We start from the raw sequence: 22,416 nt of genomic DNA, 5'->3' as shown, positions 1-22,416 counted from the left end.
TGGGGTATGGCGGCTAATAGCTTGAATATAGGTGAAAATAGTGTAGTAACCGGGGATAATTCCGTAGTAGGAGGAAAAAATTCCAGTGTCAACGGGAATAATTCTATTGCTTTCGGAGAAGGAGCTAAAGTTACGGAATCCAGCGTCTTTGCAATCGGAAAGAGAGCGGAAGTTTTAAAAGAAAACAGTCTTGCTATAGGTAATAATACAAAGGCGACTGAAATTATGACTACGGCTGTAGGGTATGGTTCCAAGGCTAAAAATGAGTATGCTACGGCTGTGGGCTACCAAAATATAGCTACCGGCAATCAGTCATCTGTCTTCGGGTCCGACTCCGAAGCTTCGGGGGACAACTCTTTGGCAGTAGGCAGCCATGCAGAGAGCAAAGGCGACTATAGCGTCGGCATGGGCTTTAAGGCGAAAACAGATAGTGAGGGAGCTGTCGCCATCGGCAACCAGGCAACGAGTTCAGGAGAAAACGGATTAGCATTGGGAACCATTGCCAAGGCAACTCAAAAGGACTCAGTGGCACTGGGCCATTCAGCACAGGCAACGGAGATCAACAGCGTTGCTTTAGGCTCCAGCTCTACGACGGATCAGGCCGTATCTACCGCCGTCATGACGATAAACGGTACGACTTATAATCTGGCCGGCAGTACGGCCGACAGTACTGTATCTGTCGGTACGGTGAGACAGAATTCACAAGGTGATATTTTTGAAATAAAACGGACTATTACTAATGTAGCAGCAGGTCGAGTGTCCGATACATCGACAGATGCAATTAACGGTAGCCAATTACATGCTGTGACGCAGGCTGTTGAAACCAATGCCGGCAATATTCGTCTTTTGGACAACAGAATCAGTAATATATCCAATATAGCAGCTACAAAAGCCAATAACTATACAGACTCGCAAGTAGGAATAGTAGGAGCCAGATCAGCCGCTTTGGCAGGGCTGCATCCGCTTGAATTTAATAAGGACGACAAGGCCAGCTATGCTGTTTCGATGGGCAATTATAAAGGGAAAAGTGCCGTGGCTTTGGGGGCTTTTTACCGGCCCAATGAGCGAACTATGGTCGGGTTCGGGACGACAGTGGGAGATGACACGCAATATACTTTGAATGTATCCTTTAAAACCGGTAAAGGGAGTGACTATGTTGCGGAAGGTAAGTCGAAAGATGCCAGAATTACCCGTTTAGAACTGTTGGTACAGCAATTGTTACAAGAGGTTCAGGAATTGAAAGCAAGTCGATAATAAATAATAAAGGACACGCTTTAGAATGAGAAGATTCTAAAGCGTGTCCTTTCGTGCTTATATTTTTACTTGGCTGAAAACCTTGCCGATAGGTTCGCGAATGACTAGATCGGCTTGAGTGTCTATCCCTGTCTCACCTTTATTGATTAGGACCAGCTTATGGCCTTTGTAATAGTGAATAAGACCGGCTGCCGGATAGACGACAAGCGACGTGCCGCCGATGATGAGCATGTCCGCTTTTTGGATATACCGTATCGTTTCTGTAATAACCTCGTCGTCTAATGATTCTTCATATAGGACGACATCAGGTTTTATGGGGCCGCCACAGGAGTTGCAACGAGGGATGCCGTCGGCTTTTTTCATATACTCCGCATCGAAGAAGGCCCCGCAACGTTCGCAACGGTTACGGTGCACACTGCCGTGGAGTTCTAACACATTGTGACTGCCCGCTTTTTGGTGTAGTCCGTCAATATTTTGTGTAATGACGGCTTTGACTTTTCCGGCCCGTTCCCATTCAGCTAATTTCAGGTGGGCTGCATTGGGCTTTGCATTAAGACAGAGCATTTTGTCGTGATAAAAACGATAAAACTCTTCCTTGTTATTTTCATAGAAAGTGTGGCTCAAAATTGTTTCGGGAGGAAAGTCATAGGTCTGATTATACAGGCCGTCTACACTGCGAAAATCGGGGATGCCGCTTTCTGTCGAAACACCGGCTCCGCCGAAAAAAACGATATTGTCGGAATTCTTTACCATTTGAACGAACTGATCGATTTCAGACATACGAACCTCCTTATAAGGCGAAGATTTTGTTTAATAACGAAAGGCCGCTTTTTGTTTTGAATATGTTATTGCGAAAGTGTCGAATGGCATCCGCTTTTAATGCGTCTTCATAGGCATTGACAATGAAATCGGCTTCCAGGAGAATTTGCCAGTCGGAACCGTTTACACCGCTGTAAGTGTGGTGGTGAGCAATGAGAAAGCATACTCTGTCTATGAGTTCTTCATCCGTTGTTAAACGGCTTAAAATTTCTCGTGCCGGTGCAGGACCTTCTATTTCCTGATATTTCCCCGAGCAGTTTCCATATTTTTCTTCAGCGGCATGAATACCTATATCATGCAAGACTGCCGCTGTGCGGAGAATTTCCAACGTGCGAGGGTCAAGCCCCTCCATACGGCCGATGAGCTCGGCAAAGGAATGAACTTTAATAAAGTGTTGAATGCGTTTAGCATCGCCTTTGTCGTAAGTAATGGCGGCTACCGTAAGTTTACTTATATCCATGTCAGGTACCTCAAAATCATACTTATTAATATATTTTCATTATACTAGGTCGTACAGACTTTTGCTATAAACAGAATATCTTTATAAATACGAATGACACGAGGCGATGTGTGCGATCCGGAAACAACGATTCGCAATATGAAAAGAAAGAAAATGACCATAAAACAGAAATAAATAAGGAAAAATAAGGGAAAAATAAAGAAAATACGAAAAATAACAAAGCTATAAACAAAAGCGATAGTTTCGATTTGTAATATATTAAAAAAGAAAGGGGGAAATCGCTTAATAAGGTGAATATTTATTGACAAAAACAACGGCACATCTTATGATTTCTATATGTGAAAATGAATTTTAACAAAAGGAGAGGGCTTTTATGGCTGCACTTATTTTAAACGAGTTGGATTATTTGGACAGTGTCCTCTATTATCCCGTCTTGGTCGTCGTACTGGTTGTAGCGGGACTTTATTTTTCTTGGCGAACCAGACTGGTACAGTTGCGGATGTGTGCCGAAAGTATTCGTGTCGTTTTGGAAAAACCGCAAGGGGCTGAATCTGTATCGTCTTTTCAGGCTCTTATGGTATCTACGGCGTCGCGTGTCGGTACGGGGAATATTATCGGTATTTCTACGGCTATTTGTCTCGGCGGTCCGGGAAGCGTTTTTTGGATGTGGCTGGTGGCTATTATCGGCGGGGCCAGTGCCTTTATTGAAAGTACATTGGCTCAGATTTATAAACGGCGTGATTCCCAAGGCGGTAGTTACGGCGGTCCGGCTTACTATATTGAAACAGCCTTGCACAGTCGTTTTGTCGGTGCTGTTTTTGCCCTCTTTTTGATTTTGACCTATGCCGGCGGCTTTAATCTCCTGGCTTCTTATAACTTACAATCAACTTTTGCCGTATACAGTTTTTATGATAAAGCGACGACACCTTGGATTTTAGGAGCCATCTTTGCTGTTTTGGTAGGGTATTGTATTCTCGGGGGCGGCAAGCGTATTGTTCGCACGACTTCTTGGATTGTTCCTATCATGGGCGGCATTTATGTAGTAGCGGCTTTATATATTATTTTGACCCATATTACGTATATCCCCGATGTGTTTGCAATTATCTTTGCTAATGCATTTGACTTTCAGGCTATTTTCGGCGGTATTGCCGGATCTTGCCTCATGTACGGCGTAAAGCGCGGCCTCTACTCGAACGAAGCCGGTATCGGTTCGGCCCCGAATGCGGCCGCTACAGCCGATGTCAGCCATCCCGTAAAACAAGGGCTTGTACAGATGCTTTCCGTATACTTGGATACCTTGGTAGTCTGCACGGCTACGGCAATGATGTGCCTTTGTTCGGGTGTGCCCATTACCAAAGAGGCTGCCGGGGCTGCCTATGTACAGCAGGCCTTGACGGCGGATCTCGGGTCTTTCGGTCCTATTCTGATTACCGTTTGCATGGTCCTTTTCGCCTTCTCCACACTGATCGGTAACCTCTTTTATGTAGATAATTGCTTGACCTTCCTTCACGGTAAGGTGCCCGGCAAATCTTTTATGGTTGCGTATCGCATTATTGCCGCTCTGATTATCTTTGTCGGTGCCGGTATGTCCATGGCTGCGGCTTGGGACATAGCGGATATCTTTATGGCCTTCATGTGCCTTATCAACATCCCGGCATGTGCTATTTTGGGTACTACGGCCGTTAAAGCTATGAAAGACTATGAACGCCAGAAAAAAGAAGGAAAGAATCCTGTATTCTTGGCAAAAAATATCGGCTTGGATGAAACGAATCTCGATTTTTGGAAATAAGCCGAGTTGTAAACGGGGGCCTCTTTTGAGAGGCTCCCGTTTTTGTGTGTAAAAAATAAAACAGTAGCGTGATTGGAAGAGACTTTTCTTGACAAAAAAAAGAATATCAGTACAATAGGTCTATACACATAATGTATAAGAAAAAACTATGAAGAAGACGGTCAGGGAATATTCAGTCTTAAGCGAGTCGGTGACGGTGGGAGACCGACAGAAGGAACCCTTGGCGAATCACTTCGGAGTTGCAGCCGCGAACCGGTTGCCGGCTTACCGCCGTTAACAGGTCAAAAGTGGCTGTACGCAGTTATTAGGGTGGTACCGCGGTGATTAAACATCTTCGTCCCTTAGGGATGAAGATGTTATTTTTTTAAGGAGGAAATCATAATGGATTATGGTAAAACCTTGCATCTTCCGGAAACGGAATTTCCGATGCGCGGCAATTTGCCGAAAAGAGAACCTGAATTATTGGCTTTTTGGAAAGATAACGATATCTATCACAAACGCCTCAAAAAAAGAGAAGGGGCGAAAAAATTTATTCTCCATGACGGACCTCCTTATGCGAACGGAAAATTACATATCGGTCACGCCTTAAATAAGGTGTTGAAAGATATTATTTTAAAATACAAGACGCAGCAGGGCTTTTATACCAAGTATGTACCCGGGTGGGATACGCACGGGTTACCGATTGAACATGCGGTTATTAAAGAAACGGGGCTCAATCGTCATGAAATGAGTCCCCTCGACTTGCGCAAACGTTGTCATGATTATGCGTTGGCACGCGTCGATGAACAGCGGGCGGACTTCATTCGATTCGGAGTTCTCGGGGAATGGGACGATCCGTATCTGACTTTGGCTAAGCATGTAGAAGTAGCCCAAATCGGTGTCTTCGGGACAATGGCTAAAAAAGGCTATATTTACAAAGGCTTGAAGGCAGTATATTGGTGCCCCCATTGTGAAACGGCACTGGCTGAAGCTGAAATCGAATATAAAGAAATTAAGTCAAATTCTATCTTCGTGCGTTTTAAGGCTGAAGACTTGGGCAGTCATGCTCCGCAAGGCTTTGATAAGGACCATACATATGCACTTATCTGGACGACGACGCCTTGGACCATTCCGGCCAATAAGGCCATCGCTGCTAACAGTGACATTGAATATGTATGGGTAAAGGTCGGCGATGATGCTCTCTTGTTGGCGAAGAAACTCGTTGAATCTTCCATGGAAGCCGCCAAGGTTACGGAATATGAAGTATTGCCCGGCATCATGAAGGGGAAGGATATTGAAGGGTTGCGTTTTGTACATCCCATGTACGAAGATCGTAAAGTCCCGGTTATCCTCGGCGACCATGTAACCTTGGAAGCCGGCACGGGCTTAGTTCATACGGCTCCTGACCATGGTGTAGAAGACTTTGAAGTTTGCAAAAAATATCCCGACTGGCATTTGGAACCCATCGGTACCGTAGGCCCTGACGGAAAGTATACATCGGCCGTTCCCGGCTATGAAGGAAAGTTCGCCCTTGATATGAATGTAGAGATGATTAAAGCGTTGGCTGCTTCCGGGGCCCTCTTTGCTAAGGGCTCATTGCGTCACCAGTATGCACATTGCTGGCGGTGTAAGAATCCCATCATTTATCGTGCTACGGAACAATGGTTTTCATCTGTTGACGGGTATCGTAAAAAGGCTTTAGAAGCCATTGATCAGGTACAGTGGATTCCTTCATGGGGACATGACCGTATTTATAATATGATTCGTGACCGCGGCGACTGGTGTATTTCTCGTCAACGTGTTTGGGGGGTACCTATTCCTATTTTCTACTGCCGCGAACATAACCATGCCGTTATTACGGATGAAACCATCGCTCACTTGCAGGAAATCTTTGCTAAAGAAGGGTCCGATGCATGGTGGGCTCATACGGAAAAGGAATTGCTTCCCGAAGGCTTTAAATGCCCTGAATGCGGTTGTACGGAATTCCGTAAAGAATCGGATATTATGGACGTCTGGTTTGACAGCGGTTGTACGCACCAAGGCGTATTGTGCCATGATCCCGAATTGGCATATCCTGCCGACATGTACTTGGAAGGATCTGACCAACATCGCGGTTGGTTCAACTCATCTTTGCTCACATCGGTAGCAGCTAACGGCATCGCTCCGTATAAGGCCGTTTTGACGCACGGCTTTACCGTTGACGGTGAAGGTCGTAAGATGAGTAAATCCGTGGGCAATACCGTAGCGCCTCAGGAAGTTATTGACCAGTACGGTGCTGATGTTATGCGCCTTTGGGTATCGTCTGCCGACTATCAGGGCGATGTAAGACTCTCGCCGAAAATTTTGAAACAGCTTAGTGATGTATATCGTAAAATTCGTAATACATTCCGCTTCCTTCTCGGTAATATTAATGATTTTAATCCTGAAACGGATGCCGTTTCTTATAAGGATATGTCGGAAATTGACAAGTGGGCTCTTCTTAGATTGGAACAGGTTCTGGAAACTGTTACGGAAGCTTATGAAAACTACCAGTTCCATGTTATGTATCATACCATTCACAACTTCTGCACCGTCGATCTCAGCTCTATCTACTTAGATGTAACGAAGGATCGTATGTATACGGAAAAAACGGATGCTCGTGAACGTCGTAGCGCCCAAACGGCTATGTATATCATCCTCGATACGTTGGTTAAAATCGTATCACCCGTACTTTCTTTTACAGCTGAAGAAGTATGGAAATATATGCCTGCCGTTTCAGGTAAGGAAGAAAGCGTGCTCCTTACGGACTGGCCCGAATATCATAAGGAATACCTTGATACGGACTTGGCGGCTCGTTGGACCAAGCTTTTGAGCTATCGCTCAGATTTGACCCGGATTTTGGAAGGGGCTCGTCAGGATCGTACTATCGGCCACTCTTTAGATGCGGTCGTTACGATTTATGCGACCGGCGATTCATATACTTTCTTGAAAGAATGGGAAGATAAATTGGCAACCTTGCTGATTGTCAGTGAAGCCACACTGGTTGAAGGTGCAGGCCCTGTCGATGCCGTTGCCGGTGAAGAACACGGTGATATGAAAGCTGTAGTTGCAGCCTCGGCATATGAAAAGTGCGAACGTTGTTGGAAACATGATAAGACGGTCGGTACGGACTCGGATCATAAGACCTTGTGCCACCGTTGCGTTTCAGCTTTGGAATAAAAACCGGACTTACATGAAAAATCAGGCCTTGAATTTCAAGGCCTGATTTTTGTATTGGCAGAGACTTTAAATTAAACCACGGCTTTGTAAATAGTGTTTGGCTACATCCTGAGCGCTCCTGCCGTTGACACGTACATCGTAGTTCATAGTACGCATTTCGTCTTCCGTTATTTTGCCGCTTAAGGCATTTAAAATCTCCTTTAATTCCGGGTGGTCTATTAAGACCGACTCGCGAATAAGGGGGGCTCCCCGATAGGACGGGAAGAGGTGTTTGTCGTCTTGCAAGACGACGAGATCATATTGCACGAGTTCACTGTCAGTAGAATATGCATCCGTAATCGTAATGGCATCGTTCTTAAGGGCTTCGTAACGAAGGGACGGCTCCATTGTCTTTACGTGTAAGTTCAGGCCGTAGAGGGACTGAAGACCGCGGTAACCGTCTTCCCGATCGGCAAATTCCAGGGTGAAGCCCGCCACGGCATAGTCGGAAACTCGAACCAAGTCGGAAATCGTTTTTAAGGAATGAGTTTCGGCAAAAGCTGAGGGAACAGCAACGGCGTATGTATTTTCATAGGCCATAGGCTCTAAATAGACAAGATGATCTTGTTTATAAATAAGGTCTCGTCCTTGTTTATATACCGTTTCGGCGTTTGTAGACGGAGTCGGTTTTTTCTTCAACAAGGTGGTCGTTACAGTTCCCGTAAATTCGGGATATATATCGATATCGCCGCTTTTTATGGCTTCGTAGAGAAAGGCCGTTTTGCCGAAATTCGGTTTTAATTCCACCTTTAGATCGCTATGAGCCTCAATAAGCTCCTTATACATGTTAATCAGTATATCCGGTTCAGTGCCGAGCTTTCCGGCAATAATCACTTTATTATGAGGCATATTCGGCTGAACGAAGGCAGCCGTTGTACCGATGGCTATGATAAGGAAAGAGACGGTTATAAAGCGGAGTGAACGCCTTTCTGCCAAGCGTAAGAAACTGGTGAAAGAAATGGCTAACAGTGCTGATGCGAAAGCGCCGATTATAATGAGGGAACTATCATGACGATCAATTCCGAGAAGAATGAAGGAACCGAGTCCGCCGGCGCCGATAAGGGCGGCTAAGGTAGCCGTACCGATAATCATAACGGCGGCTGTACGCACACCGGACATAATGACGGGCATGGCTAAGGGAATTTCATAAGTTTTTAACTTTACGAACCGGTTCATACCCAAGGCTTCACCGGCTTCTTGAAGGGACGGATCGATTTCGTTGATACCCGTAACAGTATTTTGTAAGATAGGGAAAAGAGCATAAATGACGAGGGCTACCAAGGCCGGAATGGGACCGATGCCGAAGACGGGAATCATAAGGCCTAAAATAGCCAATGAAGGCAAGGTCTGCATAATTCCTGTTAGTTGCGTTATTACAGCGGCTATTCGGGGCTTGCGACTGATGAACAGTCCCAAAGGAAAGGCAATGAGTATGGCCAGGCACAAGGAACTGACAGACAGTTCCAAATGCTGGATGAGCGCTGTAAAGAGGTCATGTTGCCGGTCTATAAAGACGGCTATAAGATTATTCATCAATATCACCGCCCATCTCGAATAAGCGTCTTACAAACTCGTTTTTCGGATGACGGCGAATCTTTTCCGCCGTATCAATCTGAATTATCTGCCCCTTATCCATAATACAAAGACGAGTACCCAAATAGGAGGCTTCAACCATATCATGAGTCACGAAGACGACGGTTAGGTTAAATTCTTGATGAATTTTTTTGATAAGACCCTGTAATTGCTTACGAGAGAGGGGGTCTAGGGCACTGAAAGGCTCATCCATGAGTAAAACCTTCGGACGACCGATGAGGGAACGGATGATACCGACACGTTGTTGTTGTCCTCCTGACAATTCGTGGGGATAGCGGTGCATGAATTCGTGAGGATCCAGGCCCGTCTTTTCAAGCCATAGATGGCTACGCCGCCGAATTTCATTTTTATCGATATGCTTCATTGACGGGACAAGGGCTATATTCTCACCGACTGTTAGGTTCGGAAAGAGCGCAATTTGTTGTAGTACATAGCCGGTATCAAGTCGCAGTGACCGTAAATTCAGATCGTGAAGGGGATTGCCGTTGCGGAGAATAGTTCCGCTTGTCGGTTCTATAAGACGGTTTAATAACTTCAGTAACGTTGTTTTACCGCTTCCGCTGGCACCGACGAGAACAAAAAACTCCCCGTCATTTACTGTTAAGGTTGTTTCGTGAAGAACCGTGGTTTGACCGTATTGTTTAGTTATCTTTTTCAGTTCGAACATGGCTAAATCCTTTTTTTATCAGTCAAGGGCAGTAGATAGCATTCCGGTGCAAGTCTTACTTTCAGAGCGAATAAATCAGTCTGTGTTTGTTGCTTTTGAGGTACTATAACAGCTGTGAGTATAACTGTCAAAGTATTAGATATAAAAAATGCAGGTGTACGTATGTACACCTGCATTTTTTATATCTTTGGTACTATCTATCCTTCCGAAATACAATCATTCAGGTCGGCAATTAAAGCGTCTACGTCGATTCCGTGAGCTCCGGCCCCTTCACCGATTGTTTCAAAATGAGATGCCATACAACCGACGCAACCCAGACCGTAGTCTTGGAAAATTTCAATGATTTGCGGATATTTCTGAACTGCTTCAATAATGTTCGTATCTCTGGTAATGGCCATATGAAAAGCCTCCTTATATTTATACTGGATAAGTAGTTTTTACGATTTTTATTATAGCATACTTTGGTGATTTGGCTATAAAAATCTAAAAAGAGGCAAAACTTGCGACTTCGCGGGACACGTGATAAAATGCCATAAAGTCATCAAACTGTCGATACCGATGTTTTTGTGTAATTAGAAGGTGGAGGCGGGCACAGACATGAAAAGACTATTCATAAGTATGGGCTTATTTTTGTGGCTGGCTATAGGCGGAATTGTGATTGTCGGAGCGGAATCATATCCCGTATATTTGAACGGGGACAGGAACTATATTCTCTGTGACGCCTATAAGGAAACAGCCTGGTATTTGGATCGCAGTTCATTAAACGTACAAAAATATGATCCTCCGCAATATATTATTGCCGTTAATGTTGTCACCGTGCCTGATGCGGATCGAGGGGGGACGGATATTAACGGAGTCAGGACTTTTCGCTTCTTTTATAATTACGAATTAAAGCGAATGTATGTGGATCTCAGTTTGACAGATGCTTGGCGGTATCTCGATCCTAACGGCGATTGGGCGGCGACGGATATATCTTTGCCTGTAGGAGAATTATCTTTTGCATTAGCTTACAATATGAAATTTTACGATTCTTATGATGACGCTTTTTACGGCCGAATATAAAGAGACGCTTCCAGTGAAGCGTCTCTTTATATTTTTGACAAGAATGATGATAAGTATCAGCATAGTGCGAAATGATAAGAAAATGAGATTGCCTAATTTATATATATATGATAATATCCAAGCGTAATACATAAGCTTGTTTGATAGGTTTTTGTCATTTTTACCATTTATCTGTCGGGGCATATTCCACGGCAAAAACTTATGAAACGGAAAATGGAGGGACAATTATGTCAGCGCAAGTAAATGCGGAACTGGTTAAACAGTTCAACCGATTCAAATTTCAGTCCTTGTGCGGTATTTTTATCGGTTATGCAGCGTACTATATTGTACGTAACAATTTTATTTTTTCTACGCCTTATCTGATGGGTGAACTCGGATTAAGTAAGAGTGAAATCGGTTTACTTACCAGTTGTATGCTCATCACGTACGGTCTCAGCAAGGGTTTTATGAGTATGCTTGCCGATAAGTCGAATCCGAAATATTTCATGGCACTGGGTCTTATTCTTTGTATTCTTGTTAATATTGCCATGGGATTCACGACCAGTTTCTATCTTTTCGTACTTCTAGTCGTCAGTCTCGGTCTTTTCCAAGGTATGGGGGTCGGGCCTTCTATTATTACGGTAGGTCATTGGTTTCCCCGGTCCGAACGGGGGCGTGCCAGCACGACGTGGAATGTATCTCATAACCTGGGAGGCGGTCTCGTTTCACCCTTAGTAGGTGCGGCTCTCAGCTATATCGGTACGGAACATTGGCGAATAGCCGCTTATCTCGTGCCGGCAATGGCTGCTTTGGTGTGCGTCCTTTTAGTTCTTTATTTGGTTAAGAAACGCCCTGTAGAAGAAGGGTTCCCACCTGTTGAAGAAGTCTTTCATGAAGAATCGGTCAATACGAAGGTCATGAAGAATTCGGACGAAAAGCCGAAAGATATGTCGGCCTTTAAAATCTTCTATGAATATGTCTTTAAAAATGCCAATTCCTGGTATTTGGTACTTATCGATATTTTCACGTATATGGTTCGTTTCGGAATGATTACGTGGATTCCGTTGTACTTATTGACCGAAAAAGGATTGACTCGCGGAGAAATGGGCTTTGCTTTCATGCTCTTTGAATGGGCAGCCATTCCGTCTACTTTGTTAGCCGGCTGGCTCGTCGATAAGTATTTTAAAGGCCGTGTCATGATGCTGCCTATTTATTGTCTTGTTGTTATTTTTGCTTGCGTGTTCGGCTATATGTCGTCCACCTCTATTGCGGCTATTACGGTCTTTGCTACTATTACGGGGTGCCTTATTTATGTGCCTCAATCTATGGTTGCCGTTCAGGCCATGGAAGTTATTCCCAGCTTTGCACTCGGTTCGGCTGTCGGCTTACGAGGTTTTATGAGTTATATTGTCGGTAGCTCCATGGGAACGACTCTTTTCGGTTTTGTCGTCGACCATTGGGGTTGGAACAGCGGGTTCTACCTGATTATGGTAGGCGTTGTTGTTTGCCTCTTTTCCTGCTACCTTTCTAATCGAGGCGTGCAGAAGATTTATCGCAAAGACGCTTAAGAGAGTAACCGTAAAAGCTCTGTTTCCTTATGGAAACAGAGCTTTTTTGTAAAATTCGGGCCATTGTGTTTCAGAAAAAAATAAGTTTATGTATAATAAAAGGGAAGTTTATAGATAAATCTTTTCAGTAAGGATGCTGCTCTATGTTACTTGTTTATAAAAAACGTCGTGAACGATATGCCGTAGCTGTTACCGTAACTGCTTGGGTAGGGTGTGTTTCCTATGTTGTATTTTTGTTGTTAGCCTCTCTTTTATATGAGCTGCACGGGGAAGAGTTGCCTATGCCGTATCTGCCCCTTGTGACCGCCGGCACCCTGGTATTGGCGATTTTTTGCTTCTTTTTGTATTTTCGTTGTAATCGTATTAAAGCACGGGGTGAACGGCGCTTCCATGAAGGCGAGGCACGGCTCTTGCGAAAGTGGTCGGCATGTACGCCTTACATGGCAACCTTACCTAAAATCATACAGGTGCAGGTGTTGCACGAAGTGGTTGGGCAGGTTCGCCTCGTCGGAATTCTTGCCATTTTAACGCCCGGAGTGTACTTTCTATTCGGCAATATAACAACCAACCGTTTTATTTTCAAAACGTACTTACCCTTCGTTACGCAACTTTTGCATACGCCTGAAGGGAAGGGAACTTGGTTGGAGCCGATGGTCGCCGTCATGCCTTTCGTAGTTCTTGCTTACGTGCTTTTGCATCTTGTTGAGGTGTGCTTCGTGCCGTTATTTATTAAGCACTCGACACGATATCATTTAAAGCGTCACGGAGAATAAGGGCTGTGTGAAAAACTCACGAGAAATTTTTTCTCGTGAGTTTTTGTGTATACGCTGAAATGTAAGAACTTATGAACCCATGTCCTTGCAGACGAGCATAAAGGACTGGTTTTCCGTAATACCGTCCAGAAGCCATGTGTCCTCTTCTTTTATACGGGCAACGAGGCGTGTTTTCGAATCTGCCGGCAAATCTGTCGTAATGACTTGTATTTCACCGTTATAACGACCGTAAGCGCCGGTGTCGACAGTAATATCACCGCGACGCCGTACCGTTGTGTCGGAATTTATAGGGACGGATATGTCTTTAAATACATTCGTACGAATACGGTTAACGCGAATGACGTTGCAGGCCCGGTCAGGACGTGATAAGAAGGGAATGTTGACGATCTTTTCCACTAAGGATTTGTCTGCCTGAGGTACAATGGGGAGCTTAATGCAGTCCGTCGATTCATAAGCGCCGCTCTTAAGGTCCTGAATGTCTTTTTGAGTAGCACGAGAGTCGCCGATGAATACTTCGTCAGTGCCTAAGAGACGTAAGAGACGAGTAGCTTTATAAATATCCGTATTACGCGTAGTTTCTAATGTAGGTAGGCCGCAATGCAAGGGACCTCGTCCATGATTTGCGGCGGCAACAAAAGCTCCTGTTGTTATACGATAGTGGTGAAATAATTCATTTTTATGATATAAGTCACGAGGACCGAGGCCGGTATAAGGTCTCGGGTAGAAGTTGTGTAGACCTGTAATGCGCGAAAAATCACAGCCGGCACTGCAAAGAGCGTCCAAATCGTTGTATGACAAGGTAGAAGCGTTTAAGGCCAGGTCGGAGTCATAAGACAGGTCGGCAACTTCATGGGGCAAAAAGCCGTCGTCGAGGCGAAGGATGCTAATACCCGCTTTATGAAAACAACTTGCTTTCTTTCCGAATAATTTTTTCGTTTCAGAAGTCATATCGGCGATAACGTTTATGTGATTTTTTCGACTTAGGGATAAGACGTACTCCAGATCTTCGGAGAAGGTTGTTTGATCGGCTTCGGGGATATGGAGTGATAAAAAAAGGTACTTTAAATTCTCTTTTATAGCAAGGGCCACTGATTCTTCTAACGATTTGCGACTATCCAAGCCTGGATATACGGAAATTCCGATGGTCATACTATACCTCCTCGCAAGATTCTTGCGGATCTGCGAACCCTATTATATACGTTAAAAGAAATCCGACGGTATAGGCTGTAATCAGTCCCAATAAATAGTACAACGGCCGGGTCGTAGCTGCGGCTAAAGGTAGACCGGATATACCGAAGGCCGCAGCTCCGATTCCGAAGAAGGCGATAACGGCACCGCCGCAAGCTCCACCCAGGCAAGCACAGATAAAAGGTTTTCCCAAAGGTAAGGTTACTCCGTAAATCAACGGTTCACCGATACCGAGAATGCCTACGGGCAAGGCGGAAACAATCGTTTTTTTTAAATGATTATTTTTCGTTTTTGCGTAAACGGCAATGGATGCGCCTACTTGCCCGGCACCGGCCATAGCGAGAATGGGTAAGAGCACGGTAACGCCATAGCGAGATAATAATTCAGCGTGAATAGGAGTCAGGCCTTGATGAACGCCTAAGAGGACGAGGGGTAAAAAAGTACCTGCTAAGACGAAGCCGGTCAAAGCGCCACCTTTATCTATAGCCGTTGTCGCCAAAATTCCTATGGTTTCGGAAATAAATCCGCCTACAGGTTGACAAATAAGAATGGCCAGGGCGGAAGCTATAAGAAAGGTCACCAGAGGGGTTAAAAACAGATCAAACATATCAGGAATCAAATGATGTAACTTCTTTTCCGTCTTGGCGGCTATAAAGCAGATTAAGATGACGGCAATAATACCGCCGCGGCCGGGCGTCAGGGGTGTATCGAAAAGCATGATATTAGACAGCGCCGGATGCATCATGAAAGCTGCCAGGATACCGCCGATTATCGGAGTGCCTTCAAACTCTTTGGAGGCCGACAGGCCTACGAAGATATTTAATCCCCAAAAGGCTGTATTACCGGCTACGGAGGCCAGTTGGAACCAGGCTGTATAGGCCAGATTCGGGTCAACCTTGGCTATGCCGTTCAAAATACCTGTCAATAGCCCGCAAGCAATAAAGGCGGGAATGAGGGGGGTGAAAATGCGGGAAATTTTTCGCAAACCTTCTTTAAAAGGAGTCGTGTTTTTTCGGCGAATTCGCGCATGTAAATCGTCCCCGCTCGTAATTTGGTAAGGCGACGAAGAAAGCTTCGTTTCTTCATTTTTTATAATTTCTTTAAGGGCCTCCGTTACCTTAGAAGCTTTGCCGGGACCCAGGATAACTTGCCATTCCGCACCGGAAATGTGGACCCCTTTTACGTCTTCCAAAGACTCCAAAGACTCTTTTGTAAAGTCTTCGTTAGTTACAGTGAAGCGAAGGCGTGTCATACAGTGGTAAGGGTTAATAATATTGTTTGCCGGACCTATAATATCGTATATTTGCCGTGCCGTTTCCTTATAAGTCATGGTTGCCTCCATCCAAGGTGTGACGTATATAGCCGTCTGCTTGTTCAAGTCGTGCGTTTGCCTGTTCTGCCGTTACATGTAATAAAAGCATGACGATGGCTGTTTTGGCCTTGCCTGCCGCCGCATTCAATGCTGTTTCGGCTTCTTTAATTGTACAACCGGTCGCATCGACGACAATGTGCTTGGCCCGTTCCCGCAATTTTTCATTAGTGGCTTTGACATCGACCATTAAGTTGCCGTATACCTTGCCTAATCGAATCATGACCCCTGTCGACAAAATATTTAGGATCATCTTTTGTGCCGAACCGGCTTTCATGCGGGTAGATCCCGTAATGACTTCAGGTCCGGTTACGGCACAAAGTTCAAGGTTCGCGACGGCAGCCAACGGTGATGCGGGAGAAGAGGTGATGCAGATGGTATAGGCACCGCAAGAAGCGGCATAGCGTAAGGCTCCGAGGGCATAGGGGGTGCGGCCCGATGCACTGAGGCCGACAACGGTATCAACGGGTGAAAGTTCTTTAGAAGACAAGTCGCGGGCGCCTGCAGATTCCGAATCTTCGGCACCTTCTTTAGCCGTAAAAACGGCAGACTCTCCGCCGGCGATGAGGGCTTGTACGGTTTGCGGGTCTGTATTGTATGTGGGGGGACATTCGGCGGCATCCAAAATCCCGAGTCGTCCTGAAGTACCGGCGCCGACGTAAAAAAGTCGTCCGCCTTGGCGTATACGACTTGCCGTTTCATCGACGGCCGTTGCCAAAGCGGGTAGAATTTTTTCGACGGCCAGCGGAACCTCTTTGTCAGCATGATTAATCAAAGCGACCAAGTCTTGTGTAGATAGGGTATCAATGGCTGTTGTCGCCGTATTACGCTGTTCTGTTGCAATAGTATGTAAATCAATCATGAACGAATCTCTCCCCTCGTATATTCGGATTTATTATATCATACGGAGACGGTCTCTTCGGAATTGCTTACGCCGATAGAACATGGTATCATAAGAAAGCATCATAAGTGTATATGCGCCCATAGCTCAGGTGGATAGAGCAGCGGTTTCCTAAACCGCGTGCCGGAGGTTCGAATCCTCTTGGGCGCACCAGTATATCGGCCGCATCTGCCACTGTGTGCAGATGCGGTTTCCTTATATACGGGTTTTCTAGCTATAGGCTTGTAAGCCGGTGTGCCTTGCACGATATTGCCGGTGAAAGTTATAATGAAAAAGGAAGATGTATAATGATGAATGAAACCTTAAAGCCCATTATAAAAGAATTAAAGGCTGCCAATGAAGCCTTTCTACAAAAATCCGCCAAAGAAGGCTTGGCAGTAGTCGATAAGTACCCTAAACGGAATTTGGTTATATTGACCTGCATGGATACGCGCCTCGTCAATTTTTTAGAACCGGCCTTGGGCCTTGAACGAGGGGATGCCAAAATTATTAAGGTGGCGGGGAATACTGTAAGTGACGGATTTGACAGTGTTCTGGGCAGTCTGCTCGTAGCCGTTTATGAATTGAAGGCTCATACGGTTCTGGTTGTCGGTCATGAAGGTTGCGGGATGCTGGCGACGACAGGTGAATCGCTGTGCGCTAAAATGGCCGAGGCCGGTATTGATGAAACGGCCATAAAGGAGTTGCGTCCGTATATAGAAACTTGGGCCGATTCGATTGAGTGCGTCGAAGACTCGACGGCTCAAAGTGTCCGCAAGCTGAAAGAATGTCCCTATCTTCCTGCTTATGTAAATGTTTGCGGTTGCGTCATTAACCCTCATACGGGGGCCGTTTCCTTTCTTGAAGACTTATAAAACCTAAGGAGGTACGCTTATGGCTACTCAAATACAGGCTGCCGAGTTGTTGGTAGGGCAGCGTCTTGAAAATCATTTTAAAGTCGTACAGGATATGAGAAAAATCATGCCTGAAGTAGCGTCGGCAGGACTTAGGGTGCGCACGGCTTTGGAAAAGGGACGTAAGATCCTCATTTGCGGTAACGGCGGTAGTGCTGCCGATTCGCAACACATGGCGGCGGAATTTGTCGGTCGCTTCGTAAAAGAGCGACAATCTCTACCGGCGTTGGCACTTACAGTAGATACGTCCCTCTTGACGGCCGTCGGTAATGATTACGGTTTTGATTGCGTTTTTTCACGTCAAGTAGAAGGCTTGGGACAAGAAGGAGATGTTCTCATTGCCATTTCCACGTCGGGCAATAGTGCCAATGTAGTAAAGGCGGTAAAAACAGCTAAAGAAAAGGGGATTTACGTCATCGCCCTGACCGGTGAAAATGGCGGCATATTGGCAAAGGAGTCGGATCTTTGCCTGGCCGTGCCTTCGCAAGTTACGGCACGTATTCAGGAAATGCACATTATGATAATTCACATGATTTGTGAAATTGCGGAAGCGGATATATAGGGATATGAAAACACAGGCAACGTTCATGAACGCTGCCTGTGTTTTTGTGTTTGGTGTATTCGTGATATGTGGTTGGGCATGAAGACCTCGTGGTGGAGAGGGTATTCACGTCGGATTTTAAACGTGCTTGTAAGCGGGTGAGAATAAAAGATAAGGATGTCACGCAGTTATAAAGTTTCCCGCTTAAGGATAGAATAAACGGCTTTATAGATGAGGAGAATTAAAAAAATCTCCAAGGGAAAGCAAATGAGATTTTTAACAAATCGTCCTGTTAAGATGGCACTTGCCGCTTTACCGTAGAACAATGTCAGCCAAAGCGTGTTGAGACCTAAGTGAACGAAGACCGTAATGAGGGCTTCGGGCAAAAGCAGTCGTTTCCACGTAACATTCTTTTTATATAAAAAATAACCGTATATATAGCCTACGAGAAACTCGGAGACCATAAAGCCCGGAAAGAAGACGCCTTGCCCGAAGAGCAGCATGCCGATAAAACAAGCAATAGCTGCCATAGTTCCGGCGGCGACAGGACCGTAGAGAATAGCGAAAATTGCCGTGGGAATAAAGCCGAAGGTGAGGTGAATAAAGGTTGTGTGAATGGCCAGTATATAGGACATAATGACCGTTAAAGATATACAGAGACCCATCCGGGCCGGATTTTGAAAATGTGAGTAGTTCATGAAGCACTCCTTGAAACAGAGATTATTAAATTTTGTGAATCAACCTTAAACGTATAGCTGTTAGTGTATAGGTGAGGCCGGATTTATACAATACAAAAACCGATACCGTAAGGTACCGGTTTTGTCTTACTTACGGTAGAAAACCTAGTAACCTAAGTCTTCACCTACGAGAATGACTTTGATGCGTCCGGCAGGTCGACAGACCCGCGTGCGTACAAGGTGACAACAAATTGTTTGTTCCGATACGCAGTGCCGACACATGCCCGTAGTGTAGCAGGGAGTTTTCGTGCCGGGAAAGCGGCGTACGTTAACAGGTGCCGCTGTGGAACGGGAGCGGTGGAAAGCGGCTTCCACGTCGGGCATAACCTTGTTCATACCGACGATGACAATGACCTGTTTCGGACCGAAGGTCAGAGCGGCTACGCGATTGCCGTTGCCGTCTATATTAATGAGTTGGCCGTCTTCCGTAGCCGCGTTCGTTCCCATAATATAAGTATCGCAGAGAAGTGCCTTGCGCATCAGTTCCACTCTTTCCTGCGGAGATTGGGCCGTATCCCGGTCGATGACCGGATTGTGTTCCAATACGTAAGGTCTCAAGCCAATTTCATTGATCGATACGGAACCGCCCCAGGAGACGACGTGGTCCGAAGGAATATAAGAGAGTGCTTTGGCTAAGGCTTCTTCTTTGGTAGGACAGTAGGTAGCTTCGAAATTACGTTTTGTAAACTGTTTGGCCACAAGAGGTCCTTTAATGTCATAAACTGTGTGTTTTCCATCTGTGCGTTCATTCATGTGAATTCACTCCTTATAAATTAGCTTGCGAAACCGAGAATCGTTGCGAACAGCATCAAAGTGGCTTTGTGATGCGGCGGCATTGCGAACGTTCTCCTCATCCGTATCCATAGCTTTTTGCAAGTATTCAACCGCTTTTTCGGCATTGCCGCGGTCACCGTAAATAGAGGCAATGCCGTAATAACTCCATGTATTTCGCGGGTCCTTGTCTATGACCTTTTGAAACCAGGTAACGGCTTCATCCGTGCGGCCTGCAATTTTGTAAGCCAGTGCCAGATTGTAAAAAGAAGCTGTATCGTCGGGGTTTACGGTCAAGGCTTTTTCTATCTTTCGGATGCCTTCTTGAATATCACTTTGTGAGCCTGTCGCATTGCCGCGCATGGCCAGTGCTACTCCGGCACCGGATAGGGCTGCGTAGTCGTTTGCATCTATAGTCAGGGCTTGAGAGTACAGCTCAATGGCCCTATCGTAGTCGAAACGAGTGTAGGCCTCGTCGCCTTCATGAATCAGTTGTGCCGCTTCGGGGTTGCGTTTATGTACTTCCGTTTGTGCCGGCTCTTTTTCGGGAGTATTCGTTTTCGAACTGCAACCGGAGAAGACGGAAATCAGTAGTAGACTCGTAAGTGTCAGTGCATACAGCTGTTTCAAAAAGACACCTCCTTTTATCATTATCATTATACCACAGGAAAAATCGGGAGCAGAGAAGGTTCGGCTGTGATATAATAAGGAACATATATCTGGAAGAAAGAAGGAGACTTATGGGGGAGGGCGAACTGTTTCGTATTGCATATATTTTTTCCGACATTATCATGCCCATAGGCGTAGGATATTTTCTGAAGAAGCGAAGTATCGTAACGTCCGGTTTTTGCAACGGACTTATTCGGTTTAATATTATCGTCGTTATGACAGCCTTGGCTCTTTTAAGCTTTTGGACGTTGCCGCTACGCAAAGAATTGATGGCCCTGCCTTTTTTTGCGTATTTTAATGTTATCGTACCGTGGCTTATTGTAAAAGCAGGCAGGTTTGATCAGCGTTTTACGAACGAACAGGAAAGAGGCAGTTATTTAATTACGGCCATTCCGTCCAATGTAGGCTCCTTAGGAGGTCTTTGCGGCTATATTTTATACGGTGAAACCTCTTTTGCGTATATTCAGCTCATGGCCGTATTCCAAAACTTGGTCATGTTTTTTGTGCTTTTTCCCATGGGAAGCTATTACAAATACGGGGTAGAAGGTGGAGCCGGGGCGTCTATACGGGACATTCCCCGGAAGAATGTATTCATTAATAAAAATCAGTTAGCCGTTGTCGGTATGGTTGTAGGGGCACTCCTTTATTCGAACGGTGTTGAAAGGCCGACTGTCATGGGTGACGCCTTTCACTTTCTTATTCACTTCAGTGCCTGGGCCAGTCTGGTTCCTATCGGTTATATGATTGATTTCGCCGCTTTGCCGGCATATTTTAAAAAGACGGCCGAACTCATTCCCGTAAAAGTAGTGGTAACACCGCTCATTCTTTACGGCCTCAGCCTCTTCTTTTTTGCAGATCCCGTTTTGACGGGAACGATGATTATCGCTATGGCCGCACCGTGTGCCATCAATGCTCTCATAGCCGTGCGGTTATATGATTTGAATATCAATCTGTCCATGGCGGCTTTTATCGGAACGAACCTTTTTTATATATTTGTTTTTTATCCTCTGTATTATGCAGCCGTTGTCTGCCATATCTTGCCGTTTAAATAATCTCGTCAGGAGGAATTAACATGAAATTGTATGTCAGCCATTTATGCCCTGAATGCCCGCCTGTGTTGGAACTTATTAAAGAGAAAGGTTTGAATATTCCTGTCGTCAATATTACAGGGTCTATGCCGGAGCTTAAGGAGTTTTTACATCTGCGCGATACGCGGCCTGAATTTGATTCGCGAAGAGCCGGAGGATATGTAGGCGTGCCCGGACTGGTGACGGATGAAGATACAATCTTATTTGATGAAGACTTGAAAAAATACTTGGAAGCGAAGTAAAAAATGAGAGGATAGATCCTTGTATAAGGTCTATCCTCTCATTAAATTTATTATATATAGAAAATCAGGCCTTCGTCATGCGCGCGTATACAGGCAACCGTTTCAGTCGGTTCAAGGTAAAGTGAGCCGTAATACCGATAAGAATACCCGTGCCGGCACCGGCTACGGACAGGAGCGGTAAATACAGGAGTACCTTGGTATTTTCTACAATGAGGCAGGCAATGATCATCTGCCCCCAATTGTGTAAAATGCCGCCGGCCGCACTGACGCCTATGAGGGTAAATCTGTTCGTCTTTTTTAAGAAGGTCATAGCGGCAAAGCTGAAAACTGCACCGGCAATGCTGTATAAAAAAGCATTTATGCCGCCGGCAAAAGCCGTTGAGAGAATGATACGACCTAAAAGGATATAGGCCGTATCTCTTTTTCTCGGAAATGTATATAGGGCGATGACCGTAATCAGGTTAGAGAGCCCCAGTTTGGCTCCGGGAGCGATAAAGGGTACGGGCAGTAGGCCTTCAATTAAATACAGCACTAAGGATTGAGCTATAAAGATTCCGATAATAACGGATTTAAATGTTCTGTTCATAAGCACCTCTAACGAGCACGGATGATATCCGGCTCATCGCCGTCATCGGAACGGACTTCGATGAGCACCTTGTGGGGCAAGCAAACTACCGTTTGTCCGGGTCGTGAAATAAAGCCCTCGTCTATACAAATGTGGTCGGCACAGTCGGCTTCGACGACACCGATTGATTTATCTTGCACGGCTATGGTATTGTACCCCGCCGAGGTTTTAACGGTAATCAAGGTTGTACCGCGGTGAGTATCCAACGGTAC

Annotated in this window: 23 protein-coding genes and 1 tRNA gene; 11 read left to right on the top strand and 13 right to left on the bottom strand. The window is 45.4% G+C overall.

What is annotated here, in order from left to right:
* Window positions 1-1,254, top strand: a 1,254-nt coding sequence (locus PGX78_RS01260) for a YadA-like family protein (protein ID WP_270445063.1), incomplete at its 5' end; no start/stop codon positions are given.
* A gap of 57 nt (window positions 1,255-1,311) precedes the next feature.
* Here the strand turns inward: PGX78_RS01260 and PGX78_RS01255 are convergent.
* Together PGX78_RS01255 and PGX78_RS01250 are read right to left on the bottom strand one after the other, a co-directional pair.
* The gene (locus PGX78_RS01255; RefSeq protein WP_270445061.1) at window positions 1,312-2,034 is read right to left on the bottom strand and encodes an NAD-dependent protein deacylase; all 723 of its coding nucleotides are present in this window, start codon (window positions 2,032-2,034) and stop codon (window positions 1,312-1,314) included.
* 10 nt (window positions 2,035-2,044) lie between these two features.
* Window positions 2,045-2,533: an HD domain-containing protein gene (locus tag PGX78_RS01250; protein WP_270445060.1), complete on the bottom strand. Its 489-nt coding sequence runs from the start codon at window positions 2,531-2,533 to the stop codon at window positions 2,045-2,047.
* Window positions 2,534-2,906: 373 nt separating this feature from the next.
* Here PGX78_RS01250 and PGX78_RS01245 point away from each other — a divergent pair, with 373 nt between their 5' ends.
* Together PGX78_RS01245 and ileS are read left to right on the top strand one after the other, a co-directional pair.
* Complete coding sequence (locus PGX78_RS01245) at window positions 2,907-4,322, top strand: alanine/glycine:cation symporter family protein (RefSeq protein WP_270445058.1); 1,416 nt, start codon at window positions 2,907-2,909, stop codon at window positions 4,320-4,322.
* 381 nt (window positions 4,323-4,703) lie between these two features.
* Complete coding sequence (gene ileS, locus PGX78_RS01240; RefSeq protein WP_270445057.1) at window positions 4,704-7,499, top strand: isoleucine--tRNA ligase; 2,796 nt, start codon at window positions 4,704-4,706, stop codon at window positions 7,497-7,499.
* Between the two features lie 66 nt (window positions 7,500-7,565).
* Here ileS and PGX78_RS01235 read toward each other — a convergent pair whose 3' ends face one another.
* From PGX78_RS01235 to PGX78_RS01225, 3 genes are all read right to left on the bottom strand, one after another.
* Complete coding sequence (locus tag PGX78_RS01235) at window positions 7,566-9,071, bottom strand: ABC transporter permease/substrate-binding protein (RefSeq protein WP_270445055.1); 1,506 nt, start codon at window positions 9,069-9,071, stop codon at window positions 7,566-7,568.
* On the bottom strand, window positions 9,064-9,798 hold the full coding sequence (locus PGX78_RS01230; protein WP_270445053.1) for an ATP-binding cassette domain-containing protein: 735 nt from the start codon (window positions 9,796-9,798) through the stop codon (window positions 9,064-9,066). The genes PGX78_RS01235 and PGX78_RS01230 overlap by 8 nt, the downstream gene beginning before the upstream one ends.
* A 197-nt stretch (window positions 9,799-9,995) precedes the next feature.
* Window positions 9,996-10,196: a DUF1858 domain-containing protein gene (locus PGX78_RS01225; protein ID WP_006941852.1), complete on the bottom strand. Its 201-nt coding sequence runs from the start codon at window positions 10,194-10,196 to the stop codon at window positions 9,996-9,998.
* Between the two features lie 199 nt (window positions 10,197-10,395).
* Here PGX78_RS01225 and PGX78_RS01220 point away from each other — a divergent pair, with 199 nt between their 5' ends.
* From PGX78_RS01220 to PGX78_RS01210, 3 genes are all read left to right on the top strand, one after another.
* The gene (locus PGX78_RS01220; protein ID WP_270445048.1) at window positions 10,396-10,860 is read left to right on the top strand and encodes a hypothetical protein; all 465 of its coding nucleotides are present in this window, start codon (window positions 10,396-10,398) and stop codon (window positions 10,858-10,860) included.
* 227 nt (window positions 10,861-11,087) lie between these two features.
* Window positions 11,088-12,407, top strand: coding sequence for an MFS transporter (locus tag PGX78_RS01215; protein WP_006941856.1), 1,320 nt, complete (start codon window positions 11,088-11,090; stop codon window positions 12,405-12,407).
* A 143-nt stretch (window positions 12,408-12,550) separates the two neighbouring features.
* Window positions 12,551-13,180, top strand: coding sequence for a hypothetical protein (locus PGX78_RS01210; protein ID WP_270445043.1), 630 nt, complete (start codon window positions 12,551-12,553; stop codon window positions 13,178-13,180).
* Between the two features lie 69 nt (window positions 13,181-13,249).
* Here the strand turns inward: PGX78_RS01210 and PGX78_RS01205 are convergent, their stop codons facing one another.
* From PGX78_RS01205 to murQ, 3 genes are read right to left on the bottom strand one after another with little or no spacing between them, the layout of a single operon-like run.
* Window positions 13,250-14,329, bottom strand: coding sequence for a MupG family TIM beta-alpha barrel fold protein (locus tag PGX78_RS01205; protein WP_270445040.1), 1,080 nt, complete (start codon window positions 14,327-14,329; stop codon window positions 13,250-13,252).
* A gap of 1 nt (window position 14,330) precedes the next feature.
* Entirely contained in the window at window positions 14,331-15,698 is a 1,368-nt protein-coding gene (locus PGX78_RS01200; protein WP_270445037.1) for a PTS transporter subunit EIIC, read from the bottom strand.
* On the bottom strand, window positions 15,688-16,599 hold the full coding sequence (gene murQ / locus PGX78_RS01195; RefSeq protein WP_006941863.1) for an N-acetylmuramic acid 6-phosphate etherase: 912 nt from the start codon (window positions 16,597-16,599) through the stop codon (window positions 15,688-15,690). Before murQ ends, PGX78_RS01200 begins: the two co-directional genes overlap by 11 nt.
* Before the next feature lie 115 nt (window positions 16,600-16,714).
* Between murQ and PGX78_RS01190 the strand changes: the two genes are divergently transcribed.
* The 3 genes from PGX78_RS01190 (at window position 16,715) to gmhA (ending at window position 18,093) form a co-directional block, all read left to right on the top strand.
* Window positions 16,715-16,791 (top strand) — tRNA-Arg (locus tag PGX78_RS01190).
* 134 nt (window positions 16,792-16,925) lie between these two features.
* On the top strand, window positions 16,926-17,492 hold the full coding sequence (locus PGX78_RS01185; protein ID WP_270445032.1) for a beta-class carbonic anhydrase: 567 nt from the start codon (window positions 16,926-16,928) through the stop codon (window positions 17,490-17,492).
* 94 nt (window positions 17,493-17,586) lie between these two features.
* Window positions 17,587-18,093 carry a D-sedoheptulose 7-phosphate isomerase gene (gene gmhA, locus PGX78_RS01180; RefSeq protein ID WP_270445065.1) on the top strand — a complete coding sequence of 169 codons (507 nt, stop codon included), beginning with the start codon at window positions 17,587-17,589 and terminating at the stop codon, window positions 18,091-18,093.
* Between the two features lie 167 nt (window positions 18,094-18,260).
* On the opposite strand, the gene PGX78_RS01175 is transcribed toward gmhA, so the two are convergent.
* The 3 genes from PGX78_RS01175 to PGX78_RS01165 all read right to left on the bottom strand — a co-directional run bounded on the left by PGX78_RS01175 (window position 18,261) and on the right by PGX78_RS01165 (window position 20,210).
* The gene (locus PGX78_RS01175; protein ID WP_270445029.1) at window positions 18,261-18,770 is read right to left on the bottom strand and encodes a folate family ECF transporter S component; all 510 of its coding nucleotides are present in this window, start codon (window positions 18,768-18,770) and stop codon (window positions 18,261-18,263) included.
* Window positions 18,771-18,914: 144 nt separating this feature from the next.
* Entirely contained in the window at window positions 18,915-19,562 is a 648-nt protein-coding gene (locus PGX78_RS01170; RefSeq protein WP_270445027.1) for a lactate utilization protein, read from the bottom strand.
* A 6-nt stretch (window positions 19,563-19,568) separates the two neighbouring features.
* The gene (locus tag PGX78_RS01165) at window positions 19,569-20,210 is read right to left on the bottom strand and encodes a tetratricopeptide repeat protein (RefSeq protein ID WP_270445019.1); all 642 of its coding nucleotides are present in this window, start codon (window positions 20,208-20,210) and stop codon (window positions 19,569-19,571) included.
* A gap of 110 nt (window positions 20,211-20,320) precedes the next feature.
* On the opposite strand from PGX78_RS01165, the gene PGX78_RS01160 reads away from it, so the two are divergent.
* Window positions 20,321-21,301: an AEC family transporter gene (locus PGX78_RS01160; protein ID WP_270445015.1), complete on the top strand. Its 981-nt coding sequence runs from the start codon at window positions 20,321-20,323 to the stop codon at window positions 21,299-21,301.
* A gap of 20 nt (window positions 21,302-21,321) precedes the next feature.
* Window positions 21,322-21,579 (top strand): hypothetical protein, encoded by a 258-nt coding sequence (locus PGX78_RS01155; protein ID WP_006941870.1) that lies wholly within the window; start codon window positions 21,322-21,324, stop codon window positions 21,577-21,579.
* 64 nt (window positions 21,580-21,643) lie between these two features.
* On the opposite strand, the gene PGX78_RS01150 is transcribed toward PGX78_RS01155, so the two are convergent.
* Both PGX78_RS01150 and PGX78_RS01145 read right to left on the bottom strand, forming a co-directional pair.
* Complete coding sequence (locus tag PGX78_RS01150) at window positions 21,644-22,165, bottom strand: Gx transporter family protein (protein ID WP_270445008.1); 522 nt, start codon at window positions 22,163-22,165, stop codon at window positions 21,644-21,646.
* 8 nt (window positions 22,166-22,173) lie between these two features.
* Window positions 22,174-22,416, bottom strand: a 243-nt coding sequence (locus PGX78_RS01145; RefSeq protein ID WP_270445006.1) for a NusG domain II-containing protein, incomplete at its 5' end; no start/stop codon positions are given.

This window comes from Megasphaera sp. AF13-6AC, from assembly GCF_027685385.1.
GTDB classification, from domain to species: Bacteria; Bacillota; Negativicutes; order Veillonellales; family Megasphaeraceae; genus Megasphaera; species Megasphaera micronuciformis.
Note: the sequence above shows the minus strand (reverse complement) of the source record. Positions and strands in the feature narration are given on the sequence as shown.

What these genes read in the sequence shown, in the direction of transcription:
- PGX78_RS01150 (WP_270445008.1), bottom strand. Translation starts at nt 22,165, where the DNA reads ATGAACAGAACATTTAAATCCGTTATTATCGGAATCTTTATAGCTCAA.
- ileS (WP_270445057.1), top strand. Translation starts at nt 4,704, where the DNA reads ATGGATTATGGTAAAACCTTGCATCTTCCGGAAACGGAATTTCCGATG.
- PGX78_RS01160 (WP_270445015.1), top strand. Translation starts at nt 20,321, where the DNA reads ATGGGGGAGGGCGAACTGTTTCGTATTGCATATATTTTTTCCGACATT.
- PGX78_RS01235 (WP_270445055.1), bottom strand. Translation starts at nt 9,071, where the DNA reads ATGAATAATCTTATAGCCGTCTTTATAGACCGGCAACATGACCTCTTT.
- PGX78_RS01245 (WP_270445058.1), top strand. Translation starts at nt 2,907, where the DNA reads ATGGCTGCACTTATTTTAAACGAGTTGGATTATTTGGACAGTGTCCTC.
- PGX78_RS01205 (WP_270445040.1), bottom strand. Translation starts at nt 14,329, where the DNA reads ATGACCATCGGAATTTCCGTATATCCAGGCTTGGATAGTCGCAAATCG.
- PGX78_RS01225 (WP_006941852.1), bottom strand. Translation starts at nt 10,196, where the DNA reads ATGGCCATTACCAGAGATACGAACATTATTGAAGCAGTTCAGAAATAT.
- PGX78_RS01215 (WP_006941856.1), top strand. Translation starts at nt 11,088, where the DNA reads ATGTCAGCGCAAGTAAATGCGGAACTGGTTAAACAGTTCAACCGATTC.
- PGX78_RS01250 (WP_270445060.1), bottom strand. Translation starts at nt 2,533, where the DNA reads ATGGATATAAGTAAACTTACGGTAGCCGCCATTACTTACGACAAAGGC.
- PGX78_RS01170 (WP_270445027.1), bottom strand. Translation starts at nt 19,562, where the DNA reads ATGAATGAACGCACAGATGGAAAACACACAGTTTATGACATTAAAGGA.
- PGX78_RS01185 (WP_270445032.1), top strand. Translation starts at nt 16,926, where the DNA reads ATGATGAATGAAACCTTAAAGCCCATTATAAAAGAATTAAAGGCTGCC.
- PGX78_RS01200 (WP_270445037.1), bottom strand. Translation starts at nt 15,698, where the DNA reads ATGACTTATAAGGAAACGGCACGGCAAATATACGATATTATAGGTCCG.
- murQ (WP_006941863.1), bottom strand. Translation starts at nt 16,599, where the DNA reads ATGATTGATTTACATACTATTGCAACAGAACAGCGTAATACGGCGACA.
- PGX78_RS01255 (WP_270445061.1), bottom strand. Translation starts at nt 2,034, where the DNA reads ATGTCTGAAATCGATCAGTTCGTTCAAATGGTAAAGAATTCCGACAAT.
- PGX78_RS01210 (WP_270445043.1), top strand. Translation starts at nt 12,551, where the DNA reads ATGTTACTTGTTTATAAAAAACGTCGTGAACGATATGCCGTAGCTGTT.
- PGX78_RS01155 (WP_006941870.1), top strand. Translation starts at nt 21,322, where the DNA reads ATGAAATTGTATGTCAGCCATTTATGCCCTGAATGCCCGCCTGTGTTG.
- PGX78_RS01220 (WP_270445048.1), top strand. Translation starts at nt 10,396, where the DNA reads ATGAAAAGACTATTCATAAGTATGGGCTTATTTTTGTGGCTGGCTATA.
- gmhA (WP_270445065.1), top strand. Translation starts at nt 17,587, where the DNA reads ATGAGAAAAATCATGCCTGAAGTAGCGTCGGCAGGACTTAGGGTGCGC.
- PGX78_RS01175 (WP_270445029.1), bottom strand. Translation starts at nt 18,770, where the DNA reads ATGAACTACTCACATTTTCAAAATCCGGCCCGGATGGGTCTCTGTATA.
- PGX78_RS01230 (WP_270445053.1), bottom strand. Translation starts at nt 9,798, where the DNA reads ATGTTCGAACTGAAAAAGATAACTAAACAATACGGTCAAACCACGGTT.